Source organism: Kutzneria buriramensis (genome assembly GCF_003387475.1).
Classification (GTDB): domain Bacteria; phylum Actinomycetota; class Actinomycetes; order Mycobacteriales; family Pseudonocardiaceae; genus Kutzneria; species Kutzneria buriramensis.
Map to the genome: position 1 here is coordinate 173759 of NZ_QUNO01000006.1, position 22406 is coordinate 196164.

Consider the following 22406-nt stretch of genomic DNA (forward strand, 5'->3'; position numbering starts at 1 on the left):
CGTTCCTGACGCATCCTCGTCAACGGGCAGCGTTTCAGTAGCGGAAAGCACGAATCCCGGTCAGTGACCACGCGCGCGCGATCCGGCCCTCGCGCGCCGTGAGAAGGTCGACTCCGCCGACGGCGACACCGTCTTCCGTGGCTTCGGCGGTCCAGAGGAACGCGACGGAACCCCGGGCGAGGTCGATGACGGGATGCCGGTGGATCGCGATGGCGGGGGCGGCCTTCTTTTCGACCAGGGCAGCAAGCTCGGCCTGCCCGTTCACGTCACCGGCCGAGCTCTCCCCGTAGAACAGGGCGAAGTCGCTTGTCACCAATTCCTGGGCCAGCTCGGCCTGGCCGTTGCGCAGCTGCACCCAGCAACGCGCCAACCGCTCAATCGCGTCCGGGTCGGTCAGGCCCGCCGCCGCTGGTTCGGGGTCGGGCTGGTCGCAATGCCGTTCTCCCACGAACGTCCAGTTCTCGTGGATGCGGTCGTCGCTCAAGACATTGACGTCCAGGCCGGTCCTCACCTGCCCCTCGGGGGTCCGCACGTCCCACAGGTAGGCGAACTGATCTCCGGCGTCGACCAACACCCGTGGGGTGAACAGGTTGACGTGCCGCGCGCGATAGTCGGTGACGAACCGTTCCTGTTCGTCCGGGCCGACCACCGTGTCCAGGCCCTCCTTGCGGTTCGACCACTGCACGCAGCCGTCGGTCATCAGCTCGTGTGCCAGCGAGGGGTCCTCGTTCCACATCCTGCACCAGACGATCATGCGCTTCTCGTTGTCCATGACCGACAGCCTGGCGATCGTCGGCGACAGCGTCCTGTCGGTGTTTCAGGTCACGATGTGAACGGCTCGGCGTCCAGGCGCGCCAACTCAGCCGCCCAGTGCTGCTCGCGCGGCGCACCCCGTTCGTCCAACAGCTCCACCGAGACGATCCGGTCCAGTTGAAAGCCGCGAATTGCGGACCGGAGCCGGCACCAGCCCGCCAGATACCAGCCACGTGGCCCCCACAGCAGGCCCAACGGCTCGACGTCGCGTGTGGTCGCGGCGCCGGCCCGGTCGGTGTAGGTGAGGTGCAGCACACGCCCGGAGGCCATCGCCTCGGCCAGGACATCGCCCACTGCGGCACTCGTGGTGGGCGTGTGGTCCCCGACCCGGTGCACCCGCCGTGCGAGTGCTTCCTCCCGTCGTCGCACCTCAGCAGGCAACACCGCTAGCACCTTCTGCCCAGCGCGGCGTGCGGCCGCAGCCAACGGGGTGGACTCCGCCGCCCGCAGCGCGAGGCTGATGGCGAGAGCCTCACCGGCTGACAGCGTCACGGGTGGCAGTGTGCGATCCCGGTCCAGGCTGTATCCGCCGGCCCGTCCGGTGTCACTGAGGATCGGCACGCCCGACTGCCGCAGGGCGTCGAGATCCCGCTCGATGGTGCGCACGCTGACCTCGAACCGCCGTGCCAGCCACGAGGCACTGCGTGGCCGTGGTGCCACGGCTCGAAGCTCCTCGACCAGCGCGTAGAGGCGGTCAGTGCGGTTCACCGTCTCAGCGTAAGGGCCTGGCAGGACCCCGTGAACTGATCCACCTGATGTGACCTGGTCGCGGCGGGCTTCCTGGGGGCAGGTTCGCCGCGGCCCACCGCTTCAGCGAGGCCATCGACGCGGTCAGGCCTTGCTCGTGCCGCAGCCGCTGCCTGATCGTGGCCTGGGTGACCCTGGCCCCCAGCATGTCGGCGACGTTGCTAGTCGCCGGCGGCGCGGTCCGCGAGCGTGCGCCGACGCTGGTTGGCGTCGGTCAGCGAGGCCGGGACCAGGGGGCCGTGTTCCTTGTACAGGTTCGCGCCGGGCGGCACGATCTCGTCGATGCGGTCGAGGGTCGCGTCGTCAAGGGTGAGCGAGGTCCCTTTCAGCAGCGTGTCCAGCTGGTCCATGGTCCGGGGGCCGGTGATCACGGACGTGACGTCGGGATGCGCCACCGGGAAGGCCACCGCGAGTTCGGGCAGCGAGCAGCCGATGTCCTGGGCCAGTTCGACGAGCTGTTCGACGATCTCCAGCTTGGTGATGTTCTCCGGAACCGTGGGGTCGAACCGGGACGGTGTGAGCGACGCGCGGCCGGTGGTGAGGTCGATCGGCAGGTCCTTGCGGTACCGGCCGGACAGGAAGCCCGAGGCCAGCGGGCCGAAGGTCAGGACCCCCATCCCGTAACGCCGGCAGACCGGCAGCACCGCGGTCTCGATCCAGCGGGCCAGCAGCGAATAGGCCGGCTGCTCGGTCCGGAAGCGTTGCAGTCCACGGCGTTCGGCGACGTGGTGGGCTTCGACGATCTGCTCGACCGGGAACATCGAGCAGCCGAACGCCCGAATCTTCCCCTGGCGCACCAGATCGGTCAGCGCGCCGAGCGTCTCCTCGATGTCGGTCGTGGGGTCGGGCCGGTGGACCTGGTAGAGGTCGATCCAGTCGGTCTGCAGCCGCCGGAGGCTGTCCTCGACCTCCTTGACGATCCAGCGCCGCGAGTTGCCGCCCCGGTTGGGGCCCCGGCCCATCGGAAAGTGCACCTTGGTGGCCAGCACCACGTCGTCGCGTCGGTCGCGGAGCGCTTTGCCCACGATCTGTTCGGATTCGCCCGCCGAGTACATGTCGGCGGTGTCGACGAAGTTGATGCCCTGGTCGAGTGCGGCGTGGATGATGCGGACGCAGTCGTCGTGGTCGGGGTTGCCGACCGCACCGAACATCATGGCCCCCAGGCAGTGCACGCTCACGTCGATGCCGGTGCCGCCGAGTGGGCGGTAGCGCATGGTCATGCCGGCACCCTAGAAACTAGAGTCGGCTCTAGGTCAAGACCGTATCCTGGCGGTCATGCCCGAGGACACGCTCGACCTCACCATCGGCGAGGTCGCCGAACGCACCGGCCTCAGCGTCCATGCGCTGCGCTTCTACGAGCGCGAGGACCTGTTGGCCAATCCGGTCCGCCGTGGCGCCGCCGGCTGGCGCGTCTACAGCGAGGACGACGTCGAGTGGCTGCGTCTGTGCATCCTCCTCCGGGCCTCGGGCATGCCCCTGGACTCGATCCGCCGGTACACCGCCCTCGTCCGGCAGGGCGACGGCAATGAGGAGGAGCGGCTCACCCTGTTGCGCCAGCACGAGAAGCAGGTCGTCGCCCAGCTCGACGAGCTCAACCGCTGCCTGGACGTGATCAGGTACAAGATCGCCGTTTACGAGGACTACCTCGCCGATCAGTCCTAGGCAGTCGCGGTGCCGCTCGATCTCCGGCCGGGTCGTCTGCCGCAGCCCCGTGTCGCTAGCTGTTGCGGGAACCATGTGCTGTTTAGCGTGTCCCAGTCCGCGGTGGTCATTGGCGAGCCGCCGGGGCTGATGCCGGCCGCGATCGCCGGGGACACCTACTTCTTGATCGTCTTGCGGTCGATGCCCAGGCCGGCCGCCACATCGCACGGCGAGCGACCGGCATACCTGTGGACCCGGATCTCGGTCATATCCGTCACGTCGTACGTTCTCCTCGCAATCCCCTCCCTCGATGAGCGTCGCCGACAGAGGTGTCTGGTACTCCAGCCGCACTTCGTGATCTTGGCTGGTCAAAGGGCCATGTGGACGGGTGGCGGCCACTCAGTGATCACGAACGGTTGTGTGGACTGTCCAAGATCGTGTGGTGGCCGCCGGCCACAGCGGAGACCCCGCCCGATGGCGGGAGACTTTCGACGGGCTCATGGCCCGGATAGCCGGCCCGTTCAGACGGGTGGAACCCCGCCGACGAGCCCACGCGTTCGTGCTCGGCCTGTTAGCGGACCTACCACGCAAGAACTGCTGGACCATCGCCGGGCACGCCGGTGACCGTGGGGCCGGCGGGATGCAGCACTTGCTGCGCAAGGCGATGTGGAACACCGACGCCGTCCGTGACGACATCCGCACGATCGCCGTGGAGCGCCTGGGCAACACCGACGCGATCCTGGTCGTCGACGAGACCGGCGACGTGAAAAAGGGCGTGTGCAGTGTCGGTACGCAGCGTCAGTACAGCGGGACCGCAGGCCGGATCGAGTACACCCAGGTCGGGGTGTTTCTGACCTGCACCACCGCCGCCGGGCACACCCTGATCGACCGGGAGCTGTATCTACCAGCTTCCTGGACCTGTGACCCGGCCCGGTGCGGGGTGGCCGGGTTACCGAGGACACGGTGTTCGCGACGAAGACCGTGTTGGCCCAGCGCGTGATCGTTCGCGCGTTGGAGGAACGTGGCATGGGGTATGTGCTGGCGGTCGCCTGTGATCATCAGGTGCGGACCGCGACTGGTTCCCATCGCGTGGACGCGGTGACGGCCCGACAGCCGCAACGAGCGTGGCAACGGCCGCCCGTGGGCGAGGGAGTGAAGGGACACCGGTTCTATGACTGGGCCTGTCGGTCTGGTCGATGGGCCCGGTGAGCCGGCCGGACATCGGTGGCTGCTGGTCAGGCGTCACCGACGCACGGGCGAATTGGGCTACTTCCGCTGCTACGCAACTAGACGGGTTGCGTTGGCGATTCTGGTGCGGGATCGCCGGGCGACGGTGGACCGTGGAGGAGTCCTTCCAGACGGCGAAGGGGTTGGCTGGTCTGGACAAGCATCAGGTCCGGACCTGGACGTCGTGGTACCGCCGGACGACGTCGGCGTTGGTGGCGAATCTGTTCATGGCCATCACGACCGCCGCTGAGCGTGCCAGCCCAGCGCCGGCGGGATGATCCCGTTGACCCGCAACGAGATCCGGCACCTGTTCGTTCGTCTGGCGATCGTTTCAACCTGCCATCCCCTGGACTGCCTGCGCTGGTCGGAGTGGTGCCGACGGCATCAGTACCGTGCCCGGCAGGTGCACTACCTGCGCCAAGCCGACGAAGAACGGAGATGATCGTGATCTATTATTAGCGTGCTAGCGGGAGGAATTCTCGACGTGCCCACGAAGGAATCTGTCGACGCCAAGGTGCGACTGGGCGGTCGCTTCCACAGACTTTTTGGTGCCACGCTCGTGTCGGCCATCGGCACCGGCATGCACGCCGCCGCGTTGCCCCTGCTGGTCCTGCAGAGCACCAGCAGCCCGCTGGCGTTGAGCTTCGTCGTCATGGCCGCCGAGATTCCCTGGGTGCTGCTCTCGCTACACGCCGGTGTCGTGGTGGACCGGCTGGACCGCCGGTGGGTGATGGTGTGGGCCGACCTGGGCCGGTTCGCCGTCCTGGTCGCTCTCGCAGTGCTGATCCTGACCGCGCAGGTGAGCTTGGTGTGGCTGGTGCTCGCGGCGTTCCTATTGGGCGTCGGCCAAGTCTTCTTCGACCTCGCCGCTCAGTCGGCCATTCCCGACTTCGTGTCGCGGGATCCGCGGAGCCTGGCAACCGCGAACGGGAGGATCGTCGCGGCGGAGAGCAACGGTGAGGACTTCGTGGGGCCTCCGCTCGGCTCCGCGCTGTTCGGCGTGTGGAACTTCCTGCCGTTCGCCGGCAACGCTCTCTCGTTCGTCGCCAGCGGCCTGTTGATCTTCTCGATCCGGACGGACGCCAAGCCGAAGAGGACGTCCGAAGCTCCGCGCACGAGCGTGCGGAGCGACATCGTCGAGGGCATTCGGTGGTTGTTCGGGAACCGGACTCTGCGGGCGTTGGCCACGGTGTCCTGTCTCGGCAACGTCGCCGCCACCGCTCAGTTCGCGATGCTCGCGCTGCTGGCCAAGGAGGTCCTCGAACTTCCGGATTTCGGTTTCGGTTTGTTACTGACGGCCACCGCGCTGGGCGCGACGGTCGGGGGACTGGCTGCCGCGGCCGCCAGCAAGCGGTTCGGCCCCGGCACCGTGATGCTCGCGGGCAAAGCCGGTGTGGGCATAGCCATTCTGGTTCTGGGGCTGGTCGCCAATGTGTGGGTGGCGGCCGCGATGATGATGGTGACCGGTGCGCTGATGACCGCGGAGAAAGTGGTGGTGAGCACCTTGCGACATCAGATCGTGCCCAATGAACTCTTGGGGAGGGTGCTCTCGTCGAGCAGACTGGTTGTCATGATTGGGGGGCCGGTTGGTGCGGGACTCGGCGGCGTTCTCGCCAGCGTGTTCGCCGTCCAGGTCTCGTATGTCGCCTGTGGTGTTTTTCTCATCCTGGTGACGCTGGTTTTCTATCCCGTGCTGAACAACCGCGCCCTGGCAAGCGCTACGGACGAATCGGCCGGGTAGGCGGAAAATCCGCGGCCGCGTGGGAGGTGCCGCACCGCACTCTCCGAGGCCCTCTCCACGGCCAAGATTACGAAGTCGGGCTGGAGTTGCAGTGAGCCTTTTTCGTGCGCCCAGCAGACTGGAGGTTGACCGTGTAAGTGGTTGATCTTTCATGTCGTCAGCTCGTCGTCGCTTGCCGGTGTGAGTCCGGTCCGGGTAGCGGTTCGTTCTGTTTCCTTCGGAATCCACTATCGACACTCCTTTGCGTACTCAACCACTGCTGTTTCCTGTCACCAGCGCCTCCCGCGATGTGTTCCACGAACGTCCGCTTTGGACACTCCGATGTCGAACACACGAACCGACGTACCCGCACCACCAGCACGGTGCCTCGTCCCGCGACCGGCAGATCGACCACCGAGTGCGAGTACGTTCCGTGAACGCGATCAGACAGAGCCCGCAGGCTGGCGGGATCGCAGGGCCGAGCGTAGACCGTGAGGACGTCTTCCACCACCGCGGCGAAGGTTGCGTTCGCCTTCGGTGGGATGGTCCAGCACTTCTTCAGATGAGGGCGCAGTTCCGTTTTTTTAGGACCCGGCCGATGGTGGAGTGGTCCAGGTCGGGGAGGTCTTTGATGAGCGCGACGTGCGTCTCCAACAGCCGCAGCGACCATCGGGCATGCCCCGCCGGCGGCTGCGAGCACGCCAGGGTGATCAGCCGCGCCTCGACCTCACCGGTCACCGGCGACGGCACCGGCGGATGCTCGCGCTGCTTGCGCTCGATCGTGGCCCAGATGTCGCCGCCGGTCTCGGCGAAGCGCTTGGCGACCAGACGCAGCGTCTCACCCGAGACCCCGACCCGGGTCGCGATCACCTCTTTCGCGTCCACCTCACCGGCCGCAGTGTTCAACGCGAGCAGCACTCGCGCTCGCATGATCATCGACGCCGGATGAACACCTGTCGTGGTCACCCGGACCAGCTCGTCACGATCCCGGGCAGTCAACCTGACAGGCCGCTTTTTCTGCGAGGGCACAACAACCGTCCTTGCCCGACAGGGAAAGGACCTGCCGCACAACAGCATCCCAGCCATGAAGGCCACAACTAAGCAGCGACGCTCTACTAGCCTAGGTCGTCGGGCCGGGTGTCGTACTCCTCGCGCGCGGCCAGGACCTCCGACAGATGCCGCTGCGACCACTCCGTGAGCGCCTTCAACGGTTCCCTGAGCGTCTGGCCGAGCGGGGTCAGGTCGTACTCCACCCGCGCCGGCACCGTCGGGTACACCGTCCGTCGGACGATCCCGTCGCGTTCGAGGGCGCGCAGCGTCTGGGTGAGCATCTTCTCGCTCACCCCGGCCAGTTGCTTGCGAAGGTGGGTGTAGCGGGACACGCCGTGCCGGCCGAGCTCACCCAGCACGAGCACCGTCCACTTGTCGCCGATCCGGTCGAGCACGTCCCGCGACGGGCAGCCCCGCGTGTACGGATCCCACGGCCTTGTCGGTCCGCTCACATCCTGACCGGTCGCGACCCCGCCCACCTCCATGCTCTCCACCGGGTGGCCACCCTACCGAAAGGTGGCTACTTCCCGATAGGAAGCATGCAGCTCATGGTGGGTGCACGACGCCGCAGACCGTCGCGGCACAGCCTGGAGGAGTTCGTCGATGTCCCAGCCCACCCCGTGGCGGCGCACGCTCGTCACCCTCACCGCGACCGCGGCCACCCTGACCGGCCTCGACCTGCCGGCCACCGCAGCCACGGCCCACGGCCCGCAGTGCGACGCCCACCCGATTACGATCAACGGTGGCAACGCCTTCCCGGAAAGCGTCGCCACCGACGACAACTACGTCTACACCGGCAGCATCGACGACGGCGCCGTCTACCGCGGCCGCCTCGGGGCGACGAGCCTCGACCCCTTCCTGCCCGGCGGTCAGGACGGCCGCACCCAGGTCACCGGCGTGAAGACCACCGGAAACCGACTGCTGCTCGCCGGCGCCTTCACCGGGCGCTTCTTCGTCTACAACACCGCGGGCACGCTCGTCGCCACGTACACCGTCTCCGACACGGGGGAGAAGACCCTGGTCAACGACGCGGCCGTCACCTCGAACGGGGATGTCTACATCACGGACTCGCTCCGGGCCGTGGTCTACCGGATCCCGGCCGCCGAGGTGCACGCCCCCGCCACTGGTGCGCAGCGGACCCTCCAGGTCGCCTACCGCCTGCCCGACTACGTGGCCGGCCAGTCCAACGGCAACGGCATCGTCGCCACGCCCGACGGCAAGTCGCTGATCCTCGGCTACTGGTACAGCGGCGCGCTCTACCGCCTCACCCTGGCCACCGGTGCCGTCAGCCGGATCGACGCCCCGGCCCTGCCCAGCGCCGACGGCATCGTGCTGCGCGGGCACACCCTGTACATCGCCCGCTCCACCACCAACGAGATCGACACGGTGCGGCTGTCCGACGACGACACCCGGGCCGCGGTCCTGGGCCGGCGCACCTATCCCGGGGCCGACACCACCACCGGAATCGCCGTGACCGGGGATCGGCTGCTGGTGACCAATTCCCAGATGGACACCTATCTGTACGGCGCGCCACTGACCAGCCCGGTGTTCACCCTGGAAAGCCTGCCGCTGAGCTGACCTCATTCGACGCGGCGGCAATGCGTGCGCTCGCCGTCTGTCACGGGTCCGAGAACTGGGCTGCGCGTGTTCGCAGGTCGTTCAGGGCTGTGACGGCGAAGGGCGGGAACGGTTCGTCCTCGCCGGCCTTCATCCAGCGTTCGAAGGCGACCCGGAACGCCAGCAGGCCCAGGTTTGCCGCCAGCTGTGCGGTCAGGTCGTCCACGCCGCGCTCGTGGAGTGCGTCGGCGATCGAACTGGTGATGCGGGCGTACTTGAGCTGGCCTCGTTCGTGCAGTTCGCTGTCGGCCGTGAGGATCAGGATGCGCCGGCTGGCGGCGGCCCGCCGCTGAGGGGTCATCGTGTCCCCGACGGCGGCCAGAGCCGCCCGCAGGCACTCGATGAGCGTTGCCTCCGGCGGGGCGGCCCGGATGGGAGTCGGCGAACAGACCGGGCAGGACGTCCTCGCCGGCGAAGAGGACCTCGCGCTTGTCGGCGAAGTGGCGGAAGAACGTGGCACGGTTCAACCCCGCGCGCTCGGCGATCTGCGCGACGGTCGTCTCCTCGTACCCGTTCTCGACGAACAGGTCCACTGAAGTCCCAGGCCAACCCCGAAGGCCTACCGCTGGAGGTCTTCGACAGCCTGCGGGCGGGCGTGGCCGGCGACCGCTCCCAGTTCTACCGGGAGCTCGCGATCAAGTTCTACGGCGCGAACCGGCCGGGCGCCGTGGTCTCCCAGGGAATCCTGGATCAGTTCTGGCTGTGGAGCATGCAGGCCGGCGCCAAGAACGCCTACGAGAGCATCAAGGCCTTCTCCGAGACGGATTTCACCGACGACCTGCGCAGGATCAAGGTGCCGACGCTCGTCATGCACGGCGAGGACGACCAGATCGTCCCCGTCCACGACTCGGCCCGTAAGTCGGCCCGGCTCATCCCCGGCGCCCAGGAGATCTACTACCCCGGCGCACCGCACGGCCTCACCGCCACGCTCGCGGACCAGGTCAACGCCGATCTACTGACCTTCCTCCGCAGTCGTTGAGCGCCCGCATTGCCGGTGCGCGTCGCTGACGCCATGTGGACGTGCGCCCGCATGCTTTGTCCCCTGACCGGTGGGACCGTGAGATGAGGTGATTTTCCGATGGCCAAGATCCTGTTCGTGGTGACCGGAGCGAGTTACTGGACGCTCAAGGACGGCACCAGGCATCCGACCGGTTACTGGGCCGAAGAGTTCACGGCCCCGTACAGCGCGCTCACCGGAGCCCACCACGAGGTCATGGTGGCCACTCCCGGCGGCGTGGTGCCGTACGTGGACGTGATGAGTCTGCGCGCCGCAATGGCCGGCAGCGAGCAGATTGCCCTGGAGGAAGAGGAAATCCTGCGGTCCGCCGAGGAGTTGCGGCGGCCTGTCGAGCTGGCGGACGTCCGCCTGGAGGACTACGACGCCGTCTACTACCCCGGCGGCCACGGTCCGATGGAGGACTTGTGGGCCAACGCCGATTCTGGCCGGCTGCTGACCGCGTCCCTCGCCTCGGGCAAGCCCCTGGCCATCGTCTGCCACGCGCCGGCCGCCATGCTGGCGACCCGACGGGCGGGCGTGTCACCCTTCGCCGGCTACCGGGTCACTGCTTACACCAACGATGAAGAGGACGCCGTCGGACTTGCCGCCAAAGCTAGGTGGCTACTGGAGGACGAACTGATCAATATGGGTGTCCACTTCACCCGCGGCGAGATCTGGCGGCCCTACACGGTCATGGATCGCAACCTGTACACCGGGCAGAACCCCGCGTCCGCTGCGCCCCTGGCGCAGGAGCTGCTCAAGGTGCTCAACTAAGTAGGTCGGGGGCTGGCGCGGTTGCGCATTCGTCCACGTTTCCAGCCCCCGCCACCTCAAGTGAACATGCAGTTCTCCCGCACACGGCTTTCGACATCGTCGATCCACCGGCATGCGCCGTTGCCCTGCGCACGGTCCCGGTCAAGCGGTGGACCCGAGCCGGGGAACTGGTGGGGGGCTGGTCCACCGTTCGCTGCCGCACCAGGGCAGCGCCTCCAAATTGCGCTGAGACCGGCTCCGGCGGATACCGCACCGCCAACTCCAGCGGCTCAGTGTTGTCCATCTCGGTCCGCCACCAGTCGAACTGGCGGCCATACGGGAACGCGCACCCTGACGGAGCGGTCCAACCTGCACGCCCAGCCCATGACCTGGGACGAATGCCAGCCCCTGGCCGCGGACTTCTGCGCCCAAGTCATGGAGTGGGCTGATTAGCCCACTCCAGGAACGGCAGCAAGGTCCTTCACCACAGACGGATGGACCACCGAAACGCGTCGAGTCCCACCGGAGCTCGACGAGGACCGACCAGCGCATGAAGCCGGCGAGAACGAGACACACGGAGGTACCAGTGAAGGCAATCGTCGCGACGGATCAGACCGCGGAAGCAGCCGGGATCACCCTCGCAGAGCGGCCCGAGCCGACGCCGGCCATCAACGACGTCGTCGTTGAAGTCCACGCGTCCGGCTTCGTCCCCGCGGAGTGGGAATGGCCCTCCACGTGGGTCGATCGCGCCGGTCACGACCGCGCCCAGGCGATCATCGGCCACGAGTTCGCCGGGGTGGTCACCTCCCTCGGCTACGGCACGACGGGTCTCTCGCTGGGACAGCGGGTGTTCGGGATCACGGACTGGCACCGCGACGGCACCCTGGCGGAGTACGCGGCCGTGGAGGCACGCAACCTCGCGCCGCTGCCGGGCAACGTCGACTTCACGGTGGGCGCGAGCCTGCCGATCTCCGGCCTGACCGCGTGGCAGGGCCTGTTCCAGCATGGTCGTCTTCGGGCGGGGCAGAGCGTTCTCGCCCACGGCGCCGCCGGCGCGGTCGGGTCCGTGGTGACGCAGCTCGCCCGGGATTTCGGCGCCTACGTCATCGGCACCGGGCGGGCGGCGGACCGCCAGTCGGCGCTCGACTTCGGCGCGAACGAGTTCCTCGACCTCGACGACGGGGATCTCGACGACATCGGCGGGGTCGACGTGGTCTTCGATGTCATCGGCGGTGATGTCCAACGGCGCTCGGCGGGCATCATCCGGCCTGGCGGGACGCTGGTGTCGGTGGTCGGGCCTGTCGAGGCTCGCCCTGTCGACGGGTTGGCGGTCGACTTCGTCGTCGAGTCGGTTCCCAGTCAGCTGGTGGAGATCGTCGACCGGGTGCGGGACGGGCGGCTTCGCACGCACATCGGAACCGTCGCGACCCTCGACGACGCCGTCCCCGCGCTGAACCCGACCGAGCGCCGCAAGGGCAAGACCGTCATTCGCGTGCGCCCCTGAGGTGTACGTGCCGAAAACTACGTCCGCACAGGTCAAGCGGCATGCCGATACTCGTGGAGGACTCCACCGAGACGGTCCCGTCGGCGTAATGCGAGGCGTTCGATCTGGTCAGGACCGAGGGGCTCGGGCTGGGCTCGCAGAGGTGCCGCTGCGGCGAGCGATCGATGGGTGCGATGCAGGCTTGTAGTGCCGCTCGTACTTCCGAAGCGCGTGCCGAAGATGGGTCTCGTTCCGATCCCGACGCCACGGAGGATCTCATTGATCAGCGCGGGGTATTTGGCGTCCCGCCCAGCTGACGGTCGCCCGGTGCGGGGTCGAGTCGATGCCAGCCGTGTTGAGGATCTCCCACACGGTGGAGGGAGCGATCGTGATACCGAGCAGGGCGAGTTCGCCGTGGATGCGACGGTAGCCCCAGACGGGGTTCTCGGTTGCCAGGCGCAGGACGAGGCGGCGGATCGAAGCGAGGGTGCGCGGACGCCTTGGCCCTCTGCGTCCGCTCGCGCGGGCGTGACGGCGTTTCATCAGGTCGCGATGCCAGCGCAGCATAGTGTCCGGTCTGACCAGCAGTCGGAGCCAGCGTAGCGTCGCGCGAGCCAGCGGAGCGAGAAGTGCTGTGAGGAACGCTCGGTCTTTGGGGCGAGCTTGGGGCGTTGGTCGCCGAGTTGTCGTTGCAGGACGGTGAGTTGGTGGCGTAAGGCGAGGATCTCTACGTCCTTGTCGCGATCGGTCGTGCGCGATCGTCGCAGCGCGGAGAAGGCGTGGGTGACGGCGAGGTAGGCGAAGCGGACCAGCACGAGCCACGATCATGCCCGACAGCGACTGGTCGCACTTCGGCGCCTGCTGCCAGCCACCGTCACGCTCGCCACCGCGTTACTGGGCGCCAGCATCGCCGCCGCACACGTGGAGACCGATCCCGGCCGAGCCGCCAAGGGCGACGACGCCACCATCACCTTCCGCGTGCCCAACGAGGAGAACCAGGCCGCCGTGGTCAAGCTGGAGGTCACCTCCCCGCTCGACCACCCGGTGCCGGAGGCCCGCACGTCCCGATGCCGGGCTGGACGGCCAACCTCACCACGACCACGCTGCCCAAGCCGGTGCACCAGAACAACTCCGACGTCACCACCGCGGTGCAGACCGTCACCTGGACCGCTGATGCGGGCAATCAGATCATGCCGGGCGAGTTCCTGCGGTTCTCGGCGCTGGCGGGCCCGCTGGCCGACAACGTCGACAAGCTGACCTTCAAGGCACTGCAGACCTACAGCAACGGCGATGTCGTGCGGTGGATCGACCCGCCGGCCGCGGATGGCGCCCCTGAACCCGAGCATCCCGCGCCGACGCTGACCCTCGTCTCGGAGGACAAGGGCAATGGCGCGGCCAGGCCGGCCACCACCGCGGAGACCCCCGGGGCCGATTTGCACTGCACCGCCCGTTGGCTGGGCGGCGGCGGTCTGGTGGTTGGCATCCTCGGGCTCGCCCTCGGGATCGTCATCGCCGCGCGAGGCAGGCGCTCGGGGACTACGACGAGCAGAGCGCGGCCACGTAGCCTCGTCGATCAGCCGCCATCAGGACAGACCCCGACCACCGCCAGCTCTTGGTGTCTTCGTCAGGTTCCGCTGTGCTGGACGTAGATCATTTGGATGGCTGTCAGCGGACCTCGGAGGTGGTGCGGCGATGGGTGGCGTGATCATTGGTGCGGCGCGGGTGGTGGTGATCGGGCTGGTCGGTGCGATCGCCTACGACGGTCTGAAGCGGGTAACCCGGTCCGGCGCGCTGCGAGGTGCGTCGGTCACGGCCGCCATGTGGGGCTTGCGTGGCGTGCGGGCTGCCGAGATAGGTGGCGAGCGGGTGCGGCTGGCCGTCGGGGACGTCATCGCTGAGGCGCGTGGCCGGATCGGCGAACAGGCGCCGGCGCCCGGCGCGGCGAGCGGGCACGAGCACTGATGACGGCTTCGGCATGTCCGCGGCTGGTCGCGGACGCCGCCGGCCGGGCGCGGTTCGTCAGCTCCCGGCTGCGCGGGTCGGCGGCGTTGGCGGTCGCCGTCGAGGACGCCGTCGGCCGAGTGCCGGGCGTGCGTCAGGTGTACGCCTATCCGCGCACCGGCAGCGTCGTGGTCTGGTATGACGCCACCCGCTGCCGGCACGACGACCTCGCCGCGGCGATCAGTCGCGGGCTCGATGCCGACCCCGCCACGACCCCCGCTCGTGTTCCCCGGTCGACGGAGGTGCGCACGGCGGACCTGACCAGGATGGTGGTCGGCGGCGTCGCGCTGGTCGGGGTCGGGATCCGCCGCTACGGGCTGCGCCGACCGCCCATGCTCGGCTCGACCAGCCGCGTCGTGGCCACCGGCGTCGCGGTCTTCACCGGCGGTCCCTTCCTGCGCGGCGCACTGCGATCACTGACCGGTGGTCGTGGCGTGGGCACCGATGCGCTGGTCACCGCAGCCACCGTCGCAAGCCTGGTGTTGCGGGAAAACGTCGTCGCGTTGACGGTGCTGTGGCTGCTCAACATCGGTGAATACCTCCAGGACCTGACCCTGCGGCGCAGCCGCCGCGCGGTGTCCGAACTGCTCACCGGCGCACAGACCCGCACCTGGCTGAGGTCGGCCGACGGCACCGAGATCGAGGTCGACATCGCCCATGTCCAGATCGGCGACGAGGTCGTCGTCCATGAGCACGTGGTACTGCCGGTGGACGGCGTGATCGTCGCCGGCGACGGCATCGCCGATCAATCCGCGGTCACCGGTGAGCAGTTGCCGGTCGCCGTCGGTGTCGGCAAGCGCCTGCATGCGGGATCGGTGCTGGTGCAGGGGCGAATCGTGGTTCGGGCCAGTGCGGTGGGGGCCGACACGGCCATCGGCCGGATCATCGCCCGGGTCGAGCAGGCCCGGGCGGACCGGGCGCCGATCCAGACCGTCGGAGAGAACTTTTCTCGTCGTTTCGTGCCGGTCTCCTTCGCGCTGTCGGCGTTGACCTTCGTGGTCACCAGGGATGTTCGGCGGGCGATGACGATGCTGCTGGTCGCCTGCCCGTGCGCGGTCGGGTTGGCCACCCCGACCGCGATCAGCGCCGCGATCGGCAACGGTGCCCGCCGCGGTGTCCTGATCAAGGGCGGGGCGCACCTGGAGGCGGCCGGCCGGGTGGACGTGATGGTGTTCGACAAAACCGGCACTCTCACGGTGGGGCGGCCGAAGGTGACCAACGTGATCTCCTTCGACGAGGGCTGGCCGCCCGAGCGGGTGTTGGCCTACGCCGCCAGCTCGGAAATCCACTCACGGCACCCGCTGGCCCAGGCCGTGATCCGCTCCACGGAGGAACGGCGTATCCAGATCCCGCCGCATGAGCAGTGCGAGGTCCTGGTGGGGCAGGGCATGCGGGTGCACAGCGATGGTCAGGTCATCCTCATCGGCAGCGGCGACTTGCTTCGCGCCCAGACCGTGCCGATCAACGGGGTCGCCGACGGATGGATCCACAGGCTGCGGCAGGTAGCCGAAACCCCGCTGCTGCTGGCCGTCGACAACACGCTGGTCGGCTTGGTCTCGCTGCGCGACACCGTCCGAGGGGAATCGCGCGCGGTGCTGGACGCGTTGCGCGCCGACGGCATTGCCCGCGTGGTGCTGCTGACCGGGGACCACCCGGCTGCCGCCGCCGCGGTCGCCGCCGAACTGGGCATCGACGAGTTCCGGGCGCAGGTCATGCCCGAGGACAAGCAGGACATCGTGCGGCAGCTGCGTGCCGAAGGCCACACGGTGGCCGTCGTCGGTGACGGGATCAACGACGCACCGGCTCTCGCTCTGGCCGACATCGGTATCGCCATGGGCGTGGCCGGCTCCGATGTCGCCGTGGAGACCGCCGACGTGGCCTTGGCCGAGGACGACCTGCAGGGGCTGCTGGACCTGCGTGACCTCAGCCGCCGGGGGATCGCCGTGATCCGGCAGAACTACGGCATGTCGATCGCGGTCAACATGGTTGGGCTGCTGATCTCGGCCGTCGGTGCGCTCTCTCCGGTGGCGGCGGCCGTCCTGCACAACGCGGCCTCGGTCGCGGTGGTCGCCAACAGTTCGCGGCTGATCCGCTACCGAATCAGGCGGCCAGGCCTCGATCACCGCACGACGAGCCAGGGCGAGGAATCGACAGCCGCCGGTCCCAGCCACTGACCTGCGCGATCCATCCGCGGGCTGGTAGGGCCTGAGGCGGCACGGACAATACACAAGAGGTGTTGAGGTTCGGGATTTTCCTTCTGGCGGGCCGGTTTCCCGGCCAGGACGACCACGAGGCCCTGCGGCGGTCGATCGATGCCGCGGTCTGCGCCGAGGCTGACGGGTTCGACGACGTCTGGATCGCCGAGCATCATTTCATGCCCTACGGGGTGTGCCCGTCCGCGGCCACCCTCGCCGCGCACGTGCTGGGCCTGACCCGCAGGATCGCGGTGGGCACGGCGGTGAGCGTGTTGTCCACCGCGCACCCGCGCGCTGTTGGACCAGGTTGCCGGTCGGCCCAGTCCAGTCGTGGGCGAGGTTGGCGCGGCGGAGTACCGCGACCTCGTGGCGCAGCGCGCGTATCTCCGCGTCCTTGGAGACTGGGCTCCGAGCCAGCAGCGCCAGCCAGGACACCCCTGGACCAAGATCCCGTACAACAGCCGAACAGCCACCGACCACCGATCAACGACCACCACAAACAGCAGGTCCAGGCTAGCGACCGAGTTCTCGACCAGGACAGGCACACGCATCGCCGCCGACTGTTGGCCCGGGGGAGGCGTCGCAACATGAATGAGCGGGGGCGCAAGACAGACAGGGCGGAACTCCGCCACGAATGTGTCAGCCGTGCGGGACGCCTGCTGTCGGCTTGCCACCGAGGAAGTCCTCCAGGATCTCGGCGAACCGCGCCGGCTGCTCCTCGGCCACGTAATGGCCGCAATCGTCGACGACCACCTCGGTAACATCGTCGGCCGCCAGCCGCATCGTCTCGGCGACCATCGCGCCGCTGTACCGCGCGCCGCCGACGGCGAGCACCGGCAGCGTCAGCCGGGTCTTCCCGCGCCGCTCGTTCTGCGCGATCGTCTCGTCCAGCGCCCGGTAGTACCCGAAGCTCGCCCGCAGCCCACGAGGATCCGCGGCGATCGCGTCGACGTAGACGTCGACGGCGTACGCGGGGATCGCGTCCGGAGTGGCTGCCTTCTTGGCGAACTGGTAGCCGAAGAAGAGCCGCTCCCGCCCCCGGACCAACTCCTCGTTGAGGTCGGCGAGCCGGTTGAAGCCGAAGTGCCAGAACCGCTGGTTGACCGCGGCCGGGCTGAAGACCGCTGGGGTCGGCGTGAGGCCGGGGATGATGGCGTCGACGACGGCGAGCCGGCCCACCCGCTCGGGGTGATCGGCAGCGAGGGCGTATCCGGTCCACATGCCGACGTCGTGGCCGACCACGTCGAACCGGTCGTGCCCGAGCGCCGCCATCAGAGCGACCAGGTCGGCGGCCAGCGTGCCGGCGTCGTAACCGTCGTCGGGCTTGTCGGAGAGCCCGGCCCCGCGCGAGTCGACGGCGACGACGGTGTGCTCGCGGGCGAGCGCGGGCATCACTTCCCGCCAGGCGTACCACGTCTGCGGCCACCCGCCGACCAGCAGCAGCGCCGGGCCGCCCCCGCCGGTGACGGCGTGCAGCCGCAGCCCGTTCAGCTCCACGGACCGGCTGGTGAAGACGTCGGTGAACCCGTCGGGCAGCCGCAGCGAAGTCAAGCTCGCCGTACCCATCTTGGAACGATCGGTGCAACTTGTCATGCGGCCGACCATACACATGTTGAAACGTTCGGTACAAGATGTGTAGGCTGACGAACCATGGCGGGCCGGAAACAGTTCGACGTGGACGAGGCGCTACGACGCGCGATGCACGTCTTCTGGCGCTGGGGCTACGCGGAGACCTCGATCGACCGCCTGACCGAGGGCACGGGTCTGGGCCGGAGCTCGCTTTACGGCACCTTCGGCGACAAGAGCACCCTCTTCCGGAAATGCCTGGAACGGTACGCGCAGACCTACCACCCGCTGTACCACCAGGCACTGTCCGGCCCGCACCCCAACCCGAGCGCCGTTGTGGCCGCCTATCTGCAGGTCACCCTGAACCGCATCGCCGACCCGACGGTCCCGGATGGCTGCCTGGTCACGATGTCGGCAGCGCAGTTCCCGGCCCTCGACGCGGAGGGCCGGGCGCTGGTCCGCGCCATGATCGACGATTTGCGGGCGATGCTGGAGCAGGCGTTCCTGGCGGCGGGACCCGATGATCAGGAGGCGGCCGAGCTGGCGCTGTGCACGCTGGCAACGAACAAATCCCTGGCGGTGCTGAGTCGCGCCGGCTTCTCGAGCGAAGATCTGGCGACCGTCGCCGCAGCCGCCGCCCGTATTCCCGGGACACCACATCCACTACCTTGAGAGAAGCTGCGGGAACATTTGCTCGACCGCGGCACCGTGGTGGCCATCAGCTGGGAGACGCTGCGTCGGATCCTGCGCGCCGGCGGCGTCTCGTGGCAGACCACGACCACCTTGAAGGCCTCCACGGACCCGGAGTTCATCACCAAGATGAGCCGGATCCTGGCCCTCTACGACCACCCGCCCACCGATGGGCGTGTGGTCTGTGTTGACGAGTTCGGGCCGCTGAACCTGCAGCCCCGCAAGGGAAAAACGTGGCGACCGGTGGGCAGACCGTTGCGTCAGCGGGCCACCTACAACCGCTACGACGGCGTGATGCACATGCTGGCCGCGCTGGACCTGGCCACCGGCAAGATCTTCTATCGGATCCGGGACCGCAAACGCCACCGCGAGTTCCTCGGTCTGCTCAAGGCCCTGCGCGCCCGCTGGCCTGGGGAGAAGTTGTACGTCGTGGGTCGACAACTTCTCCCCGCACCGGCATCCCAGGGTCCGTGCCTGGTGCGCCGACAACCAGGTCGAGATGGTGTTCCTGCCGACCTACGGGTCCTGGTTGAACTGGATCGAGGCGGAGTTCGCCGCGCTGCGCCACTTCGCGCTCAACGGCACCGACCACCGCAGCCACGCCGAGCGGAACGCCGCTATCGAGACCTACATCCGCTGGCGCAACGCCCGCGCCCGACCCAAGACCGGGTTCGCCACCGACTCACCGATCCGGACCTGGACCCATTACCCGGCCAAGGTTGCGTGACACGCCACTAGACCGTGGTTGGGCGAGGCGAGTTGACGGACCGGCGCCGGCGCGGGGGCTCGGAGCTGACCCGGGGGCGCCTACTCGCCGCGCAGTGAGCGGCGGATCTCGGCCAGGCGGTTGGTGGCCGTCTGCTCCCGGTCGGCGATCTTCTTGTCCAACGCCGCGGCGGTGTTCTCGGTGCCCAGTCCAGCCAACTCGGTGGTGCCCAGCGACGTGGTGTACCGGTTCTCGATCTTGTCCCGGACGAAGTCGAAGCTGGGCACGCCGCCCTCGCTGTAATCCGGATCGGGCAGGGGCGGCGTGGGGACCGCGAGCGCGGCGGTCGGGGCGTCGTCGACGATTTCGGCGTCCGTAACGTGGAGGTCGTGCTGATCTTCGTCCATCGCCGTCTCCTCACCGCTGGTCCTGCCCTCCGACTCTAGCGTCGGTCGACCGGTACGGGTCGGAAGGCGACGCCGATGGCGCGCATCAGCATCGGGAACGAGCGGTGCAGCTCCTGCTGCCAGCAGGCCCAGGCGTGGTGGCCGGGACCGTTGTCACCGGGCTGCGCACTATATGAACGGCGGGACAAGGCTCGCCCAACTCGCTGCGGACACATTGCACGACGCCCATGCGCTCGACGCCGATCGACAGCTGGGACGCGGGTCGCCCGACTCCTGGCGATCGTGCACGGACTCCCGCGACCACAACGGGCCGGCCGAGCATGGCGCACGGCGTGGGCCGGCGCCGGGGTACGTCCTGCGGACTGGTCACCTCGTAGCGCTTCCCACGGCGGTAGCCGTGGCTCGGATGTTCATCGAGGACACCCCTTGACTGTCTACCAACTAGAAGGTAGAAATTGTCGCGTGACCACGACAGCGGATCGGATCCTGGACAGCGCTCAGACGCTGGTGCAGGTTCGGGGGTACAACGGCTTCTCCTACGCCGACATCAGTGCCGAGCTGTCCATCACGAAGCCGAGCATCCACCACCACTTCCCCACCAAAGCCGCACTGGCCGAGGCCCTGATCGCGCGCTATCGGGAACGGTTCGCCGTAGCGCGAAAAGAAGTCGACGACGACGCGGTGGGCGCACGGCAGCGCCTGGTGGGTTATGCCGGGCTGTACGCCGAGACCTTTGCCCAAGGCGGCCGCATCTGCCTCTGCGGCGTCTTCGCCGTGGATGCGGAGAGCCTGCCCGTTCAGGTACGGCAGGCGACGGACGCGTTCTTCGCCGATCAGCGGCAATGGGTGGCTGGCGTGTTGGCCGAGGCGGGCATGCCCGCCACTCGAACCGGTGCGGCGGCCGAGGCGTACCTGGCGTCCCTGGAGGGGGCACTGCTCCTGGCCCGCGCTCACGGGCAGCCGGACGGCGCCGCTGGACAGGATCGGGATGTGGTCCGGTCGGTGGCGGCGACCTTGGTCGACGCCCTGCTCTGAAAACGCACTACCCAAGGCCGCCGCGCGTGGCACCGCGGCGCCCTTTTTGCATGACCAATGAACCTTCCAACTAGTAGGTAGCCTGATGAGGAGAACCATCATGGGACAGGACTTCACCGGCCGCAAGCTCGTCGTAGTCGGCGGTAGCAGCGGCATGGGCCGTCAGATCGCCGAGGACGTCGTCAGCCGCGGCGGCAGCGCGGTCGTCATCGGCTCCCGCCCCGAGCGGGTCGAGAAGACCGTGGCCGACCTGGCCACCCGCGGACAGGCGTGGGGCATCGCCGCCGACCTGCGCGACCCCGCCGAGGCGACCAGGGTCCGCGAGGAACTGGCCGACCAGCACGCTGACGCCACGTTGCTTGTCAACGCGGCAGGCGTGTTCAAGCCGCTGCCGTTCCTCGACCACACCGCCGCCGACTACGACGCCTACCTCGACCTGAACAAGGCCACTTTCCTGATCACCCAGACCGTGGCGCGGAACATGGTGAACAGCGGCCACGGTGGCGCCATCGTCAACATCGGCAGCATGTGGGCGAAGCAGGCCATCGCCGCGACTCCGTCGTCGGCATACTCGATGGCCAAGGCCGGTCTGCATGCCCTGACCCAGCACCTCGCCCTGGAGCTGGCCGCCCACAAGATCCGGGTCAACGCCATCTCCCCGGCCGTGGTGGCCACCCCCATCTACGAGGGCTTCATCCCACCGTCCGAGGTCGACACCGTCCTGGCCGGGTTCAACGACTTCCACCCGATCGGCCGGATCGGCACCACCGAGGACGTCTCCGCGGCCGTCACCTTCCTCCTCTCCGACCAGGCCGGCTGGGTCACCGGCGCGATCTGGGACGTCGATGGCGGCGTCACGGCAGGTCGAAACCAGTAACCACCGAGGCGCTGCCCGGCCTGCACGGGTTTCACGGTTCGGAGCCCGTACAGGCCCTCGCCTCCTTGGGTGCTCAGCACTTCGCCCACCACAAGGCACAACTGTGGATACCATCGGTTCGAGACCAGTCGAACATCTGCAGGTCCAACCACCGGGCACCGCGGCGGGCGGCGAGGAGTTGGACGATCACGGACTTGGCCGGTCGCAGGGTGGGTGGACGACCAAGCTACACCTGGCCTGCGAACAGGGGCGTGAGCTGCTGGCGCTGGTGGTGACTGCGGGCAAGTGTGGGGACAGCCCACAGTTCACGGTGGTGCTCGAGCAGATTCGAGTTCCCCGGGTGGGGGTGGGACGGCCGCGGTGTCGACCGGATCGGGTGTTGGCCGATAAGGCTTACAGCTCCCGGGCCAACCGGCGTTATGTGCGTCGTCGTGGGATCAAGGCCACCATCGCTCAGCCGTGCGACCAGGCCGCCCATCGCCGTGCCCGAGGATCGGCTGGTGGACGGCCGCCAGCGTTCGATGCGGAGATCTACAAGCAGCGTCATGCCGTGTAGTGCGGTATCAGCCTGCTTAAACAGCATCGGGCGGTGGCCACGCGGTACGAAAAGCTGGGTGTGCGCTACAAGGCCACGGTGACCGTCGCTGCGATCAACGTCTGATTGCGCCACATGTGAAACACGGACTGGGCCACCGCTGCTCAAGGCGACAACGCGCGGTTTTGGAACTCCACAAGGCTCTGTTTCATGATCGTCGTTACCAAGCGAAACGGCGGGCACGGTTGGCCGACATCGCGGGTTGCGATGCATCTCAAGGCGTCCGAGCCGAATCAGGCGACAGAGCCCGACAGGGGCTGTGAAGTCAATCAGGCGGATCGTGCGG

The 22406-nt window shown here is 68.3% G+C and carries 25 protein-coding genes and 4 pseudogenes; 17 read left to right on the top strand and 12 right to left on the bottom strand.

Features of this window, described 5'->3' with window-relative positions; genetic code table 11:
* Positions 1-34 precede the first annotated feature (34 nt).
* From BCF44_RS18840 to BCF44_RS18850, 3 genes are all read right to left on the bottom strand, one after another.
* Positions 35-700 carry a hypothetical protein gene (locus BCF44_RS18840; protein ID WP_147328537.1) on the bottom strand — a complete coding sequence of 222 codons (666 nt, stop codon included), beginning with the start codon at positions 698-700 and terminating at the stop codon, positions 35-37.
* A 122-nt stretch (positions 701-822) separates the two neighbouring features.
* On the bottom strand, positions 823-1521 hold the full coding sequence (locus tag BCF44_RS18845) for a helix-turn-helix transcriptional regulator (RefSeq protein ID WP_116175640.1): 699 nt from the start codon (positions 1519-1521) through the stop codon (positions 823-825).
* A 200-nt stretch (positions 1522-1721) separates the two neighbouring features.
* The gene (locus tag BCF44_RS18850) at positions 1722-2774 is read right to left on the bottom strand and encodes an aldo/keto reductase (RefSeq protein ID WP_116175998.1); all 1053 of its coding nucleotides are present in this window, start codon (positions 2772-2774) and stop codon (positions 1722-1724) included.
* Between the two features lie 61 nt (positions 2775-2835).
* Here BCF44_RS18850 and BCF44_RS18855 point away from each other — a divergent pair, with 61 nt between their 5' ends.
* The 3 genes and pseudogenes from BCF44_RS18855 (at position 2836) to BCF44_RS18865 (ending at position 6169) form a co-directional block, all read left to right on the top strand.
* Positions 2836-3222, top strand: a complete 387-nt coding sequence (locus BCF44_RS18855; protein ID WP_116175641.1) for a MerR family transcriptional regulator — start codon at positions 2836-2838, stop codon at positions 3220-3222.
* A gap of 478 nt (positions 3223-3700) precedes the next feature.
* A pseudogene (locus BCF44_RS18860) lies at positions 3701-4870 on the top strand (IS701 family transposase).
* 42 nt (positions 4871-4912) lie between these two features.
* Positions 4913-6169, top strand: coding sequence for an MFS transporter (locus tag BCF44_RS18865; RefSeq protein ID WP_246015264.1), 1257 nt, complete (start codon positions 4913-4915; stop codon positions 6167-6169).
* 157 nt (positions 6170-6326) lie between these two features.
* On the opposite strand, the gene BCF44_RS59185 is transcribed toward BCF44_RS18865, so the two are convergent.
* The 3 genes from BCF44_RS59185 to BCF44_RS18880 are packed head-to-tail and all read right to left on the bottom strand — an operon-like array spanning position 6327 to position 7683.
* Positions 6327-6818 carry a transposase family protein gene (locus BCF44_RS59185; protein WP_116175643.1) on the bottom strand — a complete coding sequence of 164 codons (492 nt, stop codon included), beginning with the start codon at positions 6816-6818 and terminating at the stop codon, positions 6327-6329.
* Positions 6707-7234, bottom strand: a complete 528-nt coding sequence (locus tag BCF44_RS18875) for a helix-turn-helix domain-containing protein (RefSeq protein ID WP_246015266.1) — start codon at positions 7232-7234, stop codon at positions 6707-6709. The genes BCF44_RS59185 and BCF44_RS18875 overlap by 112 nt, the downstream gene beginning before the upstream one ends.
* A 29-nt stretch (positions 7235-7263) precedes the next feature.
* Positions 7264-7683, bottom strand: coding sequence for a winged helix-turn-helix transcriptional regulator (locus tag BCF44_RS18880; protein WP_116175645.1), 420 nt, complete (start codon positions 7681-7683; stop codon positions 7264-7266).
* A gap of 118 nt (positions 7684-7801) precedes the next feature.
* Here BCF44_RS18880 and BCF44_RS18885 point away from each other — a divergent pair, with 118 nt between their 5' ends.
* Positions 7802-8776, top strand: coding sequence for an SMP-30/gluconolactonase/LRE family protein (locus tag BCF44_RS18885; RefSeq protein WP_116175646.1), 975 nt, complete (start codon positions 7802-7804; stop codon positions 8774-8776).
* Positions 8777-8816: 40 nt separating this feature from the next.
* Here BCF44_RS18885 and BCF44_RS57605 read toward each other — a convergent pair whose 3' ends face one another.
* Both BCF44_RS57605 and BCF44_RS59190 read right to left on the bottom strand, forming a co-directional pair.
* Positions 8817-9116 carry a hypothetical protein gene (locus BCF44_RS57605; RefSeq protein ID WP_246015268.1) on the bottom strand — a complete coding sequence of 100 codons (300 nt, stop codon included), beginning with the start codon at positions 9114-9116 and terminating at the stop codon, positions 8817-8819.
* 166 nt (positions 9117-9282) lie between these two features.
* A pseudogene (locus tag BCF44_RS59190) lies at positions 9283-9348 on the bottom strand (TetR family transcriptional regulator); the annotation flags it as partial.
* Positions 9349-9410: 62 nt separating this feature from the next.
* Between BCF44_RS59190 and BCF44_RS57615 the strand changes: the two are divergent.
* The 3 genes from BCF44_RS57615 (at position 9411) to BCF44_RS18905 (ending at position 12069) form a co-directional block, all read left to right on the top strand.
* Positions 9411-9794: an alpha/beta fold hydrolase gene (locus tag BCF44_RS57615; protein ID WP_246015274.1), complete on the top strand. Its 384-nt coding sequence runs from the start codon at positions 9411-9413 to the stop codon at positions 9792-9794.
* Positions 9795-9893: 99 nt separating this feature from the next.
* Positions 9894-10586 (top strand): type 1 glutamine amidotransferase domain-containing protein, encoded by a 693-nt coding sequence (locus BCF44_RS18900; protein WP_116175647.1) that lies wholly within the window; start codon positions 9894-9896, stop codon positions 10584-10586.
* Between the two features lie 565 nt (positions 10587-11151).
* The gene (locus BCF44_RS18905) at positions 11152-12069 is read left to right on the top strand and encodes an NADP-dependent oxidoreductase (RefSeq protein ID WP_116175648.1); all 918 of its coding nucleotides are present in this window, start codon (positions 11152-11154) and stop codon (positions 12067-12069) included.
* A 255-nt stretch (positions 12070-12324) separates the two neighbouring features.
* Here BCF44_RS18905 and BCF44_RS56660 read toward each other — a convergent pair whose 3' ends face one another.
* Together BCF44_RS56660 and BCF44_RS56665 are read right to left on the bottom strand one after the other, a co-directional pair.
* Positions 12325-12615, bottom strand: a complete 291-nt coding sequence (locus BCF44_RS56660; protein ID WP_211353098.1) for a hypothetical protein — start codon at positions 12613-12615, stop codon at positions 12325-12327.
* Positions 12591-12863 carry a hypothetical protein gene (locus BCF44_RS56665; protein WP_211353099.1) on the bottom strand — a complete coding sequence of 91 codons (273 nt, stop codon included), beginning with the start codon at positions 12861-12863 and terminating at the stop codon, positions 12591-12593. Before BCF44_RS56665 ends, BCF44_RS56660 begins: the two co-directional genes overlap by 25 nt.
* A 106-nt stretch (positions 12864-12969) precedes the next feature.
* Between BCF44_RS56665 and BCF44_RS59195 the strand changes: the two are divergent.
* The 5 genes and pseudogenes from BCF44_RS59195 to BCF44_RS56670 form a co-directional block, all read left to right on the top strand.
* Positions 12970-13086 (top strand): annotated as a pseudogene (locus BCF44_RS59195) (DUF1775 domain-containing protein); the annotation flags it as partial.
* Between the two features lie 29 nt (positions 13087-13115).
* Complete coding sequence (locus BCF44_RS18915; protein ID WP_211353100.1) at positions 13116-13697, top strand: DUF1775 domain-containing protein; 582 nt, start codon at positions 13116-13118, stop codon at positions 13695-13697.
* Positions 13698-13740: 43 nt separating this feature from the next.
* Positions 13741-14010, top strand: coding sequence for a DUF1490 family protein (locus tag BCF44_RS18920; protein ID WP_116175649.1), 270 nt, complete (start codon positions 13741-13743; stop codon positions 14008-14010).
* Complete coding sequence (locus BCF44_RS18925; RefSeq protein WP_116175650.1) at positions 14010-16223, top strand: heavy metal translocating P-type ATPase; 2214 nt, start codon at positions 14010-14012, stop codon at positions 16221-16223. The genes BCF44_RS18920 and BCF44_RS18925 overlap by 1 nt, the downstream gene beginning before the upstream one ends.
* 59 nt (positions 16224-16282) lie before the next feature.
* Positions 16283-16525 (top strand): annotated as a pseudogene (locus tag BCF44_RS56670) (LLM class flavin-dependent oxidoreductase); the annotation flags it as partial.
* A 358-nt stretch (positions 16526-16883) separates the two neighbouring features.
* Here the strand turns inward: BCF44_RS56670 and BCF44_RS18935 are convergent.
* On the bottom strand, positions 16884-17810 hold the full coding sequence (locus BCF44_RS18935; protein WP_246015276.1) for an alpha/beta fold hydrolase: 927 nt from the start codon (positions 17808-17810) through the stop codon (positions 16884-16886).
* A gap of 84 nt (positions 17811-17894) precedes the next feature.
* Between BCF44_RS18935 and BCF44_RS18940 the strand changes: the two genes are divergently transcribed.
* Positions 17895-18482, top strand: a complete 588-nt coding sequence (locus BCF44_RS18940; RefSeq protein WP_246015278.1) for a TetR/AcrR family transcriptional regulator — start codon at positions 17895-17897, stop codon at positions 18480-18482.
* Positions 18483-18909: 427 nt separating this feature from the next.
* Positions 18910-19227 (top strand): transposase, encoded by a 318-nt coding sequence (locus tag BCF44_RS57620; protein WP_246015336.1) that lies wholly within the window; start codon positions 18910-18912, stop codon positions 19225-19227.
* A gap of 80 nt (positions 19228-19307) precedes the next feature.
* On the opposite strand, the gene BCF44_RS18950 is transcribed toward BCF44_RS57620, so the two are convergent.
* Positions 19308-19613, bottom strand: coding sequence for a hypothetical protein (locus BCF44_RS18950; RefSeq protein ID WP_116175651.1), 306 nt, complete (start codon positions 19611-19613; stop codon positions 19308-19310).
* A gap of 462 nt (positions 19614-20075) precedes the next feature.
* Here BCF44_RS18950 and BCF44_RS18960 point away from each other — a divergent pair, with 462 nt between their 5' ends.
* The 3 genes from BCF44_RS18960 to BCF44_RS18970 all read left to right on the top strand — a co-directional run bounded on the left by BCF44_RS18960 (position 20076) and on the right by BCF44_RS18970 (position 22081).
* Positions 20076-20648 carry a TetR/AcrR family transcriptional regulator gene (locus BCF44_RS18960; protein ID WP_116175653.1) on the top strand — a complete coding sequence of 191 codons (573 nt, stop codon included), beginning with the start codon at positions 20076-20078 and terminating at the stop codon, positions 20646-20648.
* Positions 20649-20748: 100 nt separating this feature from the next.
* Positions 20749-21525, top strand: a complete 777-nt coding sequence (locus BCF44_RS18965; protein ID WP_116175654.1) for an SDR family NAD(P)-dependent oxidoreductase — start codon at positions 20749-20751, stop codon at positions 21523-21525.
* Positions 21494-22081, top strand: a complete 588-nt coding sequence (locus BCF44_RS18970) for a transposase (RefSeq protein WP_246015279.1) — start codon at positions 21494-21496, stop codon at positions 22079-22081. The genes BCF44_RS18965 and BCF44_RS18970 overlap by 32 nt, the downstream gene beginning before the upstream one ends.
* Positions 22082-22406 lie beyond the last annotated feature (325 nt).